Source organism: uncultured Amnibacterium sp. (genome assembly GCF_964245895.1).
In the GTDB taxonomy this organism is placed as follows: Bacteria; Actinomycetota; Actinomycetes; order Actinomycetales; family Microbacteriaceae; genus Amnibacterium.
Genome location: NZ_CAXTOQ010000111.1, coordinates 1 through 11,672, shown reverse-complemented (window position 1 = coordinate 11,672; position 11,672 = coordinate 1). Strand labels below are relative to the sequence as shown.

The 11,672-nt window shown below is 74.7% G+C and carries 14 protein-coding genes; 8 read left to right on the top strand and 6 right to left on the bottom strand.

The window, feature by feature from the left end; translation table 11 throughout:
* Positions 1 to 115: 115 nt before the first annotated feature.
* The 5 genes from ACFE60_RS13785 to ACFE60_RS13765 form a co-directional block, all read right to left on the bottom strand.
* Entirely contained in the window at positions 116 to 877 is a 762-nt protein-coding gene (locus ACFE60_RS13785; protein ID WP_375389437.1) for an ABC transporter permease, read from the bottom strand.
* Positions 874 to 1,662, bottom strand: a complete 789-nt coding sequence (locus tag ACFE60_RS13780; protein ID WP_375389436.1) for an ABC transporter ATP-binding protein — start codon at positions 1,660 to 1,662, stop codon at positions 874 to 876. Before ACFE60_RS13780 ends, ACFE60_RS13785 begins: the two co-directional genes overlap by 4 nt.
* Positions 1,663 to 1,671: 9 nt before the next feature.
* Positions 1,672 to 2,520 (bottom strand): DUF4097 domain-containing protein, encoded by an 849-nt coding sequence (locus ACFE60_RS13775; RefSeq protein WP_375389435.1) that lies wholly within the window; start codon positions 2,518 to 2,520, stop codon positions 1,672 to 1,674.
* A gap of 75 nt (positions 2,521 to 2,595) precedes the next feature.
* Entirely contained in the window at positions 2,596 to 3,099 is a 504-nt protein-coding gene (locus tag ACFE60_RS13770) for a histidine kinase (protein WP_375389434.1), read from the bottom strand.
* Positions 3,100 to 3,156: 57 nt separating this feature from the next.
* Positions 3,157 to 3,726, bottom strand: a complete 570-nt coding sequence (locus tag ACFE60_RS13765) for a CDP-alcohol phosphatidyltransferase family protein (RefSeq protein WP_375389433.1) — start codon at positions 3,724 to 3,726, stop codon at positions 3,157 to 3,159.
* A gap of 228 nt (positions 3,727 to 3,954) precedes the next feature.
* Here ACFE60_RS13765 and ACFE60_RS13760 point away from each other — a divergent pair, with 228 nt between their 5' ends.
* From ACFE60_RS13760 to ACFE60_RS13725, 8 genes are all read left to right on the top strand, one after another.
* The gene (locus ACFE60_RS13760) at positions 3,955 to 4,830 is read left to right on the top strand and encodes a DUF4349 domain-containing protein (RefSeq protein WP_375389432.1); all 876 of its coding nucleotides are present in this window, start codon (positions 3,955 to 3,957) and stop codon (positions 4,828 to 4,830) included.
* A gap of 80 nt (positions 4,831 to 4,910) precedes the next feature.
* Positions 4,911 to 5,444, top strand: coding sequence for an RNA polymerase sigma factor (locus ACFE60_RS13755; protein ID WP_375389431.1), 534 nt, complete (start codon positions 4,911 to 4,913; stop codon positions 5,442 to 5,444).
* On the top strand, positions 5,441 to 5,944 hold the full coding sequence (locus ACFE60_RS13750) for a hypothetical protein (RefSeq protein ID WP_375389430.1): 504 nt from the start codon (positions 5,441 to 5,443) through the stop codon (positions 5,942 to 5,944). The genes ACFE60_RS13755 and ACFE60_RS13750 overlap by 4 nt, the downstream gene beginning before the upstream one ends.
* 44 nt (positions 5,945 to 5,988) lie before the next feature.
* Positions 5,989 to 6,582: a nucleoside deaminase gene (locus ACFE60_RS13745; RefSeq protein ID WP_375389429.1), complete on the top strand. Its 594-nt coding sequence runs from the start codon at positions 5,989 to 5,991 to the stop codon at positions 6,580 to 6,582.
* The gene (locus ACFE60_RS13740) at positions 6,579 to 7,529 is read left to right on the top strand and encodes an NAD(P)/FAD-dependent oxidoreductase (RefSeq protein WP_375389428.1); all 951 of its coding nucleotides are present in this window, start codon (positions 6,579 to 6,581) and stop codon (positions 7,527 to 7,529) included. The genes ACFE60_RS13745 and ACFE60_RS13740 overlap by 4 nt, the downstream gene beginning before the upstream one ends.
* Before the next feature lie 230 nt (positions 7,530 to 7,759).
* Complete coding sequence (locus ACFE60_RS13735; protein WP_375389427.1) at positions 7,760 to 8,347, top strand: RNA polymerase sigma factor; 588 nt, start codon at positions 7,760 to 7,762, stop codon at positions 8,345 to 8,347.
* The gene (locus ACFE60_RS13730) at positions 8,344 to 9,081 is read left to right on the top strand and encodes a hypothetical protein (RefSeq protein ID WP_375389426.1); all 738 of its coding nucleotides are present in this window, start codon (positions 8,344 to 8,346) and stop codon (positions 9,079 to 9,081) included. The genes ACFE60_RS13735 and ACFE60_RS13730 overlap by 4 nt, the downstream gene beginning before the upstream one ends.
* Positions 9,066 to 9,278, top strand: a complete 213-nt coding sequence (locus ACFE60_RS13725; protein WP_375389425.1) for a hypothetical protein — start codon at positions 9,066 to 9,068, stop codon at positions 9,276 to 9,278. The genes ACFE60_RS13730 and ACFE60_RS13725 overlap by 16 nt, the downstream gene beginning before the upstream one ends.
* A gap of 89 nt (positions 9,279 to 9,367) precedes the next feature.
* Here the strand turns inward: ACFE60_RS13725 and pepN are convergent.
* Positions 9,368 to 11,672 (bottom strand): aminopeptidase N (gene pepN, locus ACFE60_RS13720; RefSeq protein ID WP_375389424.1); only part of this gene is annotated, 2,305 nt, incomplete at its 5' end.

The window sequence follows — 11,672 nt, the reverse complement described above, 5'->3', positions numbered from 1 at the left end:
TCGGGCTGGCGGCGCCGGAGGACCTCTGGGACGACCTGGCGCAGGCCCCCCCCCGCTGACCCTCCTTTCGTTCTGTAGGTCTGCCAGACCTGCAGAACGAAAGGAGGGCGGGCGGTCAGGCGATGCGTCGCCGGTACACGAGCATCGCGGCGACGTACGCGACGACCAGGATGCCGACGCACCAGAGCAGCGCGATCCAGAGGTCCCCGCCGACCGGCCGGTCCGCGAGCAGGGCACGGATCGCGTCGACGATCGAGGTCACCGGCTGGTGCTCGGCGAACCAGGCGACAGGACCGGGCATCGAGGCCGTCGGCACGAACGCGGAGCTGATGAAGGGCAGGAAGATCAGCGGGTAGGAGAACGCGCTCGCCCCGTCGATCGTCTTCGCGACGAGCCCCGGGATCACGGCGACCCAGGTCAGCGCCAGCGTGAACAGCACCAGGATCCCGAGCACGGCCAGCCACGCGAGCGGCCCGGCCGGCGACCGGAACCCGATCAGCAGGCCGACCAGCACGACGACGACCAGCGACAGCAGGTTCGCCACGAGCGACGTGAGCACGTGCGACCAGAGCACGGACGACCGGGCGATCGGCATCGACTGGAACCGCTCGAAGATCCCGCCCTGCACGTCCTGGAACAGCCGGAAGGCGGTGTACGAGACGCCGGAGGCGATCGTGATGAGCAGGATCCCCGGCAGCAGGTAGCCGACGTAGGAGCCCGATCCGGTGCGGATCGCGCCGCCCAGCACGAACACGAACAGCAGCAGGAGCGCGATCGGGGTCACCGCCGTGGTGATCACGGTGTCGATGCTGCGGGTGACGTGCTTCAGCGAGCGGCCCGTCAGGACGGCGGTGTCGCCGATCAGGTGCGTGGTCATCGGTCCCTCTCCTCGTTCCTCGTGCCGGCGCCGGTCAGGGCGAGGAAGATCTGCTCGAGCGTCGGCTGCTTCGCCACGTACTCGACCTGCGCGGGCGGCAGCAGCCGCTTCAGGTCGTCGAGCGATCCCTCCACGACGATCCGGCCCTCGTGCAGGATCGCGATGCGGTCGGCGAGGTGCTCGGCCTCGTCCAGGTACTGGGTGGTGAGCAGCACCGTGGTGCCGGAGGCGGCCAGCTGCTCGACCGTGCGCCACACCTCCAGGCGCGCCTCCGGGTCGAGCCCGGTGGTGGGCTCGTCGAGGAACACGACCGGCGGCGTGCCGATCAGGCTCATCGCGATGTCGAGCCGGCGGCGCATACCGCCGGAGTAGGTCGACGCCTTCCGGCCACCCGCCTCGACGAGCGAGAAGCGGCGGAGGAGGTCGTCGGCGATGCCGCCCGGATCGGGCAGGTGCCGCAGGCGGGCGACGAGCACCAGGTTCTCGCGGCCGGACAGCACCTCGTCGACCGCGGCGAACTGGCCGGTGAGGCTGATCGACTCCCGCACCTCGGCGGAGGCGGTCGCGACGTCGTGGCCGTGCACGGTCGCGGTGCCGCCGTCCGACCTCAGCAGCGTCGACAGGATGCGGACGAGGGTCGTCTTGCCCGCGCCGTTGGAGCCGAGCAGCGCGACGATGGTGCCCTCCGCGACGTCGAGATCGACGCCGCGGAGCACCTCCACGTCCTTGAACGACTTGGTGACGCCCCGCACCCGGACGGCCGGGCGGGTTCCGGTGATGGTCATGACCCCTCCTCAGGCGAAGGCGGCTGCGCGCCGCACGACGACGTCGGCCCAGCTGCTCGACAGGTGCAGCTCGACCGTGGACTCGGCCTCCTCCGGCGCGGGGCCCGAGGTCAGCTCGTTGCGGACGGCGCCGTGCTCGCTCGACGCCTCGAGCCAGGCGGCGGTGCCGTCGGGCACGCCCACCTCCACCTCCGCGTAGCCGTTCTCGAGCCGGATGGTGCCCGCGACCGCGGACCTGATGCGCAGGGCGCCGTGCGCGCTGCGCGCGGTCACGTCGGCGAGCGCGGTGTCGATCGTCAGCGCGCCGGACAGCCGCGCGTCGACGGGGCCGTGCGTGACCCCGAGGTCGACCGAGCCGTGCGCCGCCCGGATCCTCGCCTCGCCCGCGACGCTGCCGATGCGGGTGCGGCTGTGCCCCGCCTCGAGGTCGAGGCGGCCCCCCACCTCCCGCACGTCGACCTCGCCGTAGGGCGCGGACAGGTCCAGGTCGCCGGTGCGCTCGATCGCGACGGTGCCGTACTTCGCGTCGACGCGGGCGCGGCCGATCCCGCCGCGCAGGCGGACGGCGCCGTACGCGCTGCGGATGTCGACGGCCGAGCCCTGCGGGAGCAGCACCCGCAGGTCCACCGAGTCGTTGCGGCCGAACAGGTTCATCCGGCGCGGCACCGAGACCCGCAGGCGGGCGCCGTCGAACTCGACCGTCGCGCTCTGGGCGAGCGACCGGTCGCCGGAGCGCTCGGGGTTGGTGGGCAGCACGTCGGCGACCGCGTCGGCGCGGTCCTCGGCGACGACCTCGATGTGGCCGACGGACAGGTCGACGTCCAGCTCGATGGGCTGCGACGTCTCGAAGGCGGGCATGCGCGTTCCTCTCAGAAAGGCGTGACGGACGGGCCCCGCCGGCGGCGGGACCTCGGGGGTGGAGCGCGGGAGGGGCTAGCGGACCCAGCCGGTGAAGCGGTTCCCGGTCTGCGTCGGAGCGGTGGAGCGGGGGCGTCCGGCGTCGAGGGCGCCGGAGACGGCGCGCACGAGCCAGGTGTTGACGGACACGCCGTCGGCGGAGGCGGCCTGCTCGACCCGCGTCTTCAGGCGGTCGGGCAGGCGCAGGGTGGTGCGGAACGTCGCGGGCTCGTCGTCGGCGGGCTCGGCGAGGGCCGGGGCGGGCGCCACCGCGGCGGCGGCCGGGACGGTCGGCTCGGGGGCCCTGGTGACCACCAGCTCGGGCTCCCGCCCGCGCAGCCGCACGTCGACGGAGCCGGGAGCGAGCTCCCTGCTGATGTCGCCGGCGGCCTCCGACAGCAGCTCGAGCAGCACGAGCCGGATCGCCGGCTCGAGCGCCGTGCTCATGCGCTCGGCGAGCGCCTGCACCTCCGGCGACCCGGTGTCCGCGACGGCGGCGAGCTGGGCGCGGAGGCGGTCGGCGTACCGGTCGAGCTGCATGACACCACCCTGACACCACGTGGTGTCGATGTCAAGCACCGTGGTGTCGCGATGGTGTCAGCTCGCCGTGCGCCTCGTGAGCAGCACCCGGAGGTAGCCCAGCCCGGAGGCGATGTGCAGGATCGCGCCGAGGCCGCAGAGGGCCTGGCCGACCGTGGTGAACGGGATCGGGGTGGGCAGCAGGCCGACGCCCAGCAGCGCGACGCCCGTCATCAGCACCGCGGTGCGGACCTTGCCCACGGGCGCGACGCCGGGCGGCTGCCCCGCGCGGCGGATCAGGTAGAGGACGCCGAGGCCCACGTCGACGAGCACGATCACGAGCACGACCCACAGCTGCAGGTCGCCCGCGGCGACGAAGGCCAGCACGATCGCGACCAGGCCGACGCGGTCCGCGATGGGATCGAGCACGACGCCGACCGCGCTGGTCTGCTGCAGCCGCCGCGCGAGGTAGCCGTCGACCCAGTCGGTGGCGCCGAAGAGGACGAGCAGCAGCAGCGTCAGCACCGGCTGCTGGTGCTGCACGATCAGCACCGCGACGGGCAGGATCAGCGCGAGCCGGGCGATCGTGACGACGTTCGGCACCGTCCACCAGCCGAGCGCGGGCGCGCCGACGCGCCCCGTGCTCACGGGGTGCGTCCCTCGGCGCGTCGGACCATGCCCTGCACGGTACGGGTCTCGGCCCCCGCGTTCGCACGGACAGGCGGGTTCCGGCCCCGCTCGCCCCCGGACGGAGGGCACCGCGCCCCATGTTCTTCGTGGATCCGGGGGTCCGCCCGCCGCGGTGTGCAAGAGCGCCGGCCCGGATCCACGAAGGACCGGGTGAGAGGGAGGGGCGTGCTGCGGACACTCCCGGGTATGCGCACCAGGTTCGTGACCGCCGCCGCCGCGGCGCTGATCGTCGTCACCGCCCTCGCCGGCTGCTCCGCGAGCGGCGGCGGCAGCTCCTCCGGCACGAGCGGCGGCGGCGGAGGCGTGGCGGACACGAGCGGGAAGGCGGCCGCCGGGGTGACCGGCCGGAGCGCCTCGAGCGGCGGCGCGGCCGAGCCGGCAGCGGCCCCCGCCGAGCGCGCCGTCGTCACCACCGGCTCGCTGCGGCTCGTCTCCGACCACCCGATCCGGATCGCGCAGCGCATCACCGACCTCGTGGAGGCGGCGGACGGGCGCATCGCCCGCAGCAGCGAGGACCCGTCGGGGCGCCCGTCCGCGCAGCTGTCGCTGCGCATCCCTTCCGACGCGTTCCAGCGCACGCTGACGGCGATCCAGCAGCAGGACGGCGTCGACGTGCGCGACGTGCAGATCGACGCGACCGACGTCACCGCGCGGGTCACGGACTACGGCGTGCGCATCGCGAACCTGCGCACGTCGATCACCCGCCTGCAGGCGCTGCTGGCGAAGGCGACGTCGAGCAGCGCCCTCGTGGAGATCGAGGGCGCCCTCACGGACCGGCAGGGCACGCTCGAGCAGCTGCTCGCCGAGCAGCGGACCCTGACGGACCAGGTCGCGTACGCGACCCTCGACGTGTCGGTCGTGGTGCCGGCCGCGGCCCCGAAGGCCGGCCCGGGCGACTTCGTCGGCGGCCTCGTGGCCGGGTTCGAGGCGCTCGCGGCGACGGGCTCCGCGCTCGCCGTCGGGGCCGGCGTGCTGCTGCCGTGGGTGGTCGTGCTCGGGGCGCTCGGCGCCGCGGCCGCGCTGATCGCCCGCCGCGTTCGGCGCCGCCCGACGTCCGCGTGAGCGCGGCCCTCCCCTCCCCGGTCGTCCGCTGGCAGGATGCGGATCGGCGGCGCGCAGGCGCGGCGGGGGCGGAGGCGCGGATGGACGTCGCCGACGCCGACCTGCTCGCGCGCACCGGCCGGGCGGCGGAGGACGCGTTCGGCGCGATCGTGCGCCGGCACGGCGGCCCGCTCTACGCGGTCGCGTACCGACAGCTCGAGTCCGCCGCCGATGCGGAGGAGATCGTGCAGGACGCGTTCCTGCTGCTCTGGCGGAAGCGCGGGCGGGTGCGCTTCGTCGGCGACTCGGCGCTGCCGTGGCTGATCGTGACGGTGAAGCACCTGTCGGCGAACCGCCGCCGCGCCCGCCTGCGGCGCGCGAACCACGAGCGGGAGGTCCCGGTGCCGCCGGTCGCGATCGACCTGGCCGTCGAGCGCGGGGAGGTCGCCGACCTGCTGCAGCGCGCCTTCGCGGCGCTGCCCGAGCGGGACGCCGCGGTCGCCCGTCTGTGCCTCGTCGAGGACGTGACGTACGCGGAGGCGGCCGCCCGGCTCGGCATGACGGAGGGCGCGGTGCGGAACCGGCTGAGCCGCGCCCGCGCGCGCCTCCGACGGGACCTGGAGGACCGGCCGTGAGCGGCGGCGTGCCCGACGAGGAGCAGCTGCGGCGCATCGAGCAGGGCGTGCGGCGGCGCATCGCCCGGCGGCGGGAGACGGCGCAGCGGGTCGGCGGCGCGGCGGCCGCGGTCGGTGCGCTCGCGATCGTGGTCGGCGGCTTCTCGCTCGTGCTGCCGCGCAGCGCGTCGCTGTCGTCGGGAGCCTCGGGAGGCGGGTCCGCGGCGGACTCGAGCGCCCTCGTGAAGGTGCTCTGCCACGGCGACCGCGCCACCCTGGCCGCGGAGGCGGACCCGAAGGGCCTCCCCGAATCCGCGTTCGAGGCCTGCGCGCGGGCGCTCGAGAAGACCGTGTCCGATGCGGCGGCGCCGGAGGCGACAGGCGTGCAGGGGCAAGCCGCGGGCGCCCCCTCCCCCTCCGCGCTGCCGGGCGTGCTGTGCCGCTCGGACGACGGCCTGCTGCAGGTGTACCCGGACGGCACGGCGTGCTCGAGCGTCGGGATGACGCGCGTCGACGGCTGATGCCGCGCGCCGGGCGCTCGGGCGGCGTGCGCCAGGATCGACGCATGGCGATTCGTGCGTTCGGGGCCGAGCTCCCCACGTGGGTGGACGACGAGGTGGCGGCGGCGCGCGCCGGCCTCGGCTCCGACGAGGGGCGCATGCGCCTGCTCAACCGGCTCGCGGAGCGGAACATCGCGGAGGGCAGCGGCGGCCCCTTCTCGGCGCTCGCGGTCCGCAGCGGCAGCGGCGAGGTCGTCGCCGCCGGCGTGAACCTGGTGCTCGCCTCCGGCCTCTCCTCGATGCACGCGGAGGTCGTCACGATCTCGCTCGCGCAGGCGAGGCTGGGCACCTGGGACCTCGGTGCGCTGGACGATCCGCTGGAGCTGTGGGTCAACTGGCGGCCGTGCGCCATGTGCTACGGCGCGACGCTGTGGTCCGGGGTGCGCGGCCTGGTGGTCGCCGGCGACGGGCCCGAGCTGGAGGCGCTGACCGGCTTCGACGAGGGCCCGATGCGCGGGGACTGGGCACAGCAGCTGGAGGCGCGCGGGGTGCGCGTGCGCGTCGGCGTGCTGACCGACGAGGCCGTCGCCGTGTTCGAGCGGTACGGCGCCGACCCCGACGTGACCGTGTACAACGCGCGGACGTCGAGCGGCGTGTGACCGCCGACGTGCTGGTCGTCGGCGGCGGCATCAGCGGCCTCGCCTGCGCGCGCCGCTGCGACGAGGCCGGCCTGCTCGTGCAGGTGCTCGATCGCGGGAGGCGGCTCGGCGGCCGCCTGGCGGCGAGGACGCGCCACGACCACCCGATCGACCTCGGCGCCCCGTACTGCACCGCGACCGACGAGCGGTTCCGAGCCGTCGTTAATGGCTGGGTCGGGCGCGGGCTGCTGCGGCCGTGGACCGACACCTTCCGCACCGCCGGGCCGGGCGGGCTCGGCGGGCACCGGCAGGGGCCGATGCGGTACGCCGCCCCGCGCGGCATGCGCAGCCTGGTCGACGACCTCGCGGTCGGCATCGACGCGGTGGAGCGCGACGTCCGGACCGTGGGTCCCGGCCGGCTCGTCGATGGTGGGCTCGAGGCCGCACACGCGGTCGTGCTCGCGATGCCGGGCCCCCAGGCGGTGCGCCTCCTGCAGGCGGAGCACCTGGAGCTCGTCGCGACCGCGCAGCAGTCCTACTCCCCCGGCATCACGGTCGTCGCGCCGGTCGCGGAGCGGACCTGGCCCGACTTCGACGGCGCGTTCGTCTCCGGCCTCCCGATCCGCTGGCTGGCCGACGACGGCGCGAGCCGCGGCGACGGCGCGCCCGTGCTCGTCGCACACACGACTCCAGAGCTCGCGGCGGCGCACCTGGACGATCCCGCTGCGGCGATCGCGCCGGCGCTCGACGCGATGCGGCAGGTGCTCGGCGTCGGCCTCGACGCGCCGGACGCGTTCGCGCACCGCTGGACCTACGCCCAGCCCAGCGAGCCGCGGGACGCGACCTTCGCGCTCTCCCCGACCGGCATCGGGCTGTGCGGCGACGGCTGGAGCGCGCGAAGCAAGGTGGAGGCCGCCTGGCTCTCGGGCGACGACCTGGGCGCCGCGATCGTGGAGCGCCTCCGCTGATCCCGTTGTGAGGGCGTTCTGGCGCCGAGTTCGCAGTGACGCCCGATTCCGTTTGAAGGCGTTCTGGCGCCGAAGTCGCCGCGACACCTGCGCTGCCGAGGGCGCCAAAACGCCTTCAAAACGCAGAGGCGGTCGAGCGCGGTCGCGCGTCAGGCGCGGTCGCGGGCCTGGGCGACGAGGGCGCGCTCGGTGCGCTGTAACGCTGCCGGGCCCCTCGGACATGTCGGGGCATGATGTCGACCATCGCCGACGAGACCGCGCTCTGGTCCCGCGCCCGCTCGGGCGACGGGCGGGCGTTCGCCGCGGTGTTCGACGCCCATCGCGACCGGGCGTTCCGACACGCGCTGCGGCTCTGCGCCTCCGCGCACGACGCGGAGGATGTCGTCGCGGGCGCGTTCTTCGAGCTGTGGCGGCGGCGCGACGCGGTACCGGTCGTCGACGGGTCGGTGCTGCCGTGGCTGCTCGTCACGACCACGAACCTCGCCCGCAACTCCGGGCGGGGGCTGCGCCGCTATCGCGCCGCCATCGACCGCCTCCCGCGATCCGAGGAGCGCGGGGACCCCGCCGAGACCGCGGAGGAGCGCATCGCCCGCGAACGGCTGCTGGCGGCGGTCCACGCGCTCGGCGAGCGGGACGCGGCGCTGCTGCTGCTCACCGCGCTCGAGGGCTTCACCCCGACCGAGGCCGCAGCCGCGCTCGACCTCTCCCCCGGCGCCGCGAGGGTCCGCCTCCACCGGGCGCGGAAGCGGCTGCGGGAACGCCTCGGCGCCGACGGCCCGCTGACCGACACCTCGCTTCCGGAAGGAGCAGCGCGATGACCACCAGGCAGTTCGATCCCGTGCTCTCCGCGGCGCTCCGGAACGAGCTGGAGGCGCTGGCGGACCGGCACGAGGTGCCGGCGCCACTGCGCGTCATCCACCGCCCGCAGGTCTGGGTCACCGTCGCGACCGCGCTCGTGCTCGCCGTCGCGACGCTCGGCGTGCTGCAGACGACCCGCGGGATGGAGGCGCCTCCGGGTCGCAGCAGCACCGGCGCGTCCCTGCAGGACCCGCTGGCCGAGATCACGGACCGGTCGAGCGCGCTCTACATCGGCGACTCGCCCGCTCCGATCCTCCACGCCCGCGCGGATCGCACCCGGACGTTCGCGCTGGTCGTGCCTCGCGGTGTCGCGTCGGTGCGTTTCTACGTCGTGTGCACCGCCGGATCGTCGTGGACGCTCCAGATCGACGCCCGGAGCTCGGGCGGCTGCCACGGATCCATCACCGGGTACGAGGACGTGCCGGCCGCCCAGCTGCGCGGTTCTGCGACCGTGACGGTGCGGCCGGGCACCGAGTACGTGCTGCTCGTCATCCCCACGCCGACCACGACGCCGCCCGCGGTCTCACCGATCCGCCTCCCGCTGCTCGACTTCCCGGCCCACGCGGCTCCGTCCGGCGAGCCCGTGATCGGACGCGCCCGCGGCGTCACGTCCGACCGGGTCGTCGGCGATATGACCCGACGAGCGCACTCCCTGTTCGTGGTCCTCACCTGCCAGGGATGGGCACGCTCGTGATCTCGACGCAGGACGGCTTCACCGCCGGCTCCGCCGCCGAGTCGCCGAACCCGAAGGTGTGCGGCGGAGGCGAGCCCATCACGACCTCCTACGGGGTCGGCGAGGAAGGCGGCATGGAGCGCTACGGCCCCCTCCGGTACGCCATCCAGCCCGTGGGCACCGTCACCTGGACGGTGACCTTCTACGACGGCCGGTGACTCGGCGCGCGCTTGCCGCTTTCGGCATCCGACACCCCGACGGAACTGCAGATAGTGGCAAGCGTGCGGGTCCGGAGCGCGGTCGCGCGTCAGGCGCGGTCGCGGGCCTGGGCGACGAGGGCGCGCTCGGTGCGGCTGAGGTTCTCGCGGATCAGGCGCCGGAGGGGCGTCGGCGCGTCCGGGCGCGCCTCCAGCCAGCCCCTGGCCGCCGCGGCGAGCGACTCGTCCGCGACCGGTCGCGGGTAGGCGCCGTTCGCGACCGGCTCGGCGAGCCCGAAGGACCGCTCGGTCCACAGGGCCTCGATGCCCGCGAAGTACCGGTCGACGTACGGCGCCAGCGCCGCAGGCTCGAGCACGCGGAGGAAGCCCTTCACGGTCGACTCGACCTGCGCGTTCGTCAGCTCGGCCGAGTCGAACAGGGACGACCAGGCGGCGGCCTTCGCCTCCGGCGCCTGCGCGGAGGCCCGGGCGAGCATCGACGCCTCGAGGCCGGTCGCGGTGTCGTCCTCCGCCAGCAGCGCGGCGATCTCCGCCTCCCCGGCCCGCCCGCCGACGACGAGCCCGGTCAGCAGCTGCCAGCGCAGATCGGGGTCGAGCGGCAGGCCCTCGGCGGCGCCACCGTCCAGGTCGGCGAGCCGGTCCAGCTGCTCGCCGGTGCGGGCGACGCGGGCGAACGCCTTCGCGAGCTGCAGCTGCGCGTCCGAACCCGGCGCGGCGTCGGCGAGCAGCCGCAGCAGCCCGTCCGCGAGCACCTCGAGGCCGGCGGCCCGCAGGTCGGGGTCGACGTACTCCTCCGCCGCGAGGACCGCCTGCTTCAGCAGGGTGTCGCGGAGCACCGCGGACGTCTCCGCGCCCACGTGGTCGAGCACGAGGCGCACGAAGTCGGACGCCGACGCCTCCCCGTCCCGCGTCATGTCCCAGATCGCGCTCCACAGCAGGGTGCGCGGCAGCTCCGCCGGCACGGACGACAGCGCGCGCTGCACCACGGCGAGGGAGGAGGGGTCCAGCCGCACCTTCGCGTAGGCGAGGTCGTCGTCGTTCAGCAGGACGACCGCGGGCCGCTTGCTGCCGACGAGCGCGGCGAGGTCGGTGCGCTCGCCGACGACGTCCAGCTCCTCCCGCTGCACGCGCACGAGCGCGCCGTCCTCGCCGTCCGGCTGGTACAGCCCGACCGCGAGCCGGTGCGGGCGCAGGTCCTGGTCGCCGATCGGCGCGGGCTGCTGCGTGATCACGAAGCGGGTGATGACGCCCTTCGGGTCGGTCTCGATCTCCGGCACCAGCGTGTTCACGCCGGACGTCTCGAGCCACTGCGCGCTCCACGCGGCCAGGTCGCGACCGCTCGAGGCGGCGACGTGCGCGAGCAGGTCGGCGAGGGTCGCGTTGCCCCACGCGTGCTCGTGGAGGTAGGCGGCGATGCCCGCGAAGAACTCCCTCCGGCCGACGTAGGCGACCAGCTGCTTCAGGACGCTGCCGCCCTTCGCGTAGGTGATGCCGTCGAAGTTCACCGCGAGGTCCTCGACGGAGGCGATCTCGGCGACGATCGGGTGGGTGGAGGGCAGCTGGTCCTGCTCGTAGCCCCAGTTCTTCTCCGTCGTCGTGAACGCGGCCCACGCGTCGGTCCACCTGGTCGTCTCCGAGGTGCAGAGGAACGACATGAACGTGGCGAACGACTCGTTGAGCCACAGGTCGTCCCACCAGCGCATCGTGACGAGGTCGCCGAACCACATGTGCGCCAGCTCGTGCAGCACGACCATCGCGCGCTCGCCGCGCTGGGCGTCGGTCGGGGTGGACCGGAACACGTAGACCTCGTTGAAGGTGACGAGGCCCGGGTTCTCCATGGCGCCCCAGTTGTACTCGGGCACGGTCACCTGGTCGTACTTCGCGAACGGGAACGGGATGCCGAACGCGTCCTCGTAGAACCCGAAGCCGCCGCGCGTGACGTCGAACAGCTCCTCCGGGTCGATGAACGGAGCGAGGGAGGCGCGGGTCAGCACGCCGAGCGGGATCGTGCGGCCGTCGGCGGAGGTCAGCTCGCTCGTGTGCGCGACCCAGGCGCCCGCGATCAGCGCGACGAGGTAGGTGGACAGCGGCTCAGTGCGGTCGAAGCGCCACCATCGGCCGCCGTCGCCGACCCCCTCCTGCGCCGCGACCGGCTGGTTGGAGCGGACGTCCCAGCCGTCGGGCGCGGTGACCTCGAGGGCGAAGCGGCCCTTCAGGTCCGGCTGCTCGAAGCAGGCGAACACGCGGCGCGCGTCGGTGGTCGCGAGCTGCGTGTAGAGGTAGACGTGGCCGTCGGCCGGGTCGACGAAGCGGTGCAGGCCCTCGCCGGAGCGGGAGTAGCGCATCGTCGCGACGACCGTCAGCTCGTTCTCGGCCTGCAGCGCGGGCAGCACG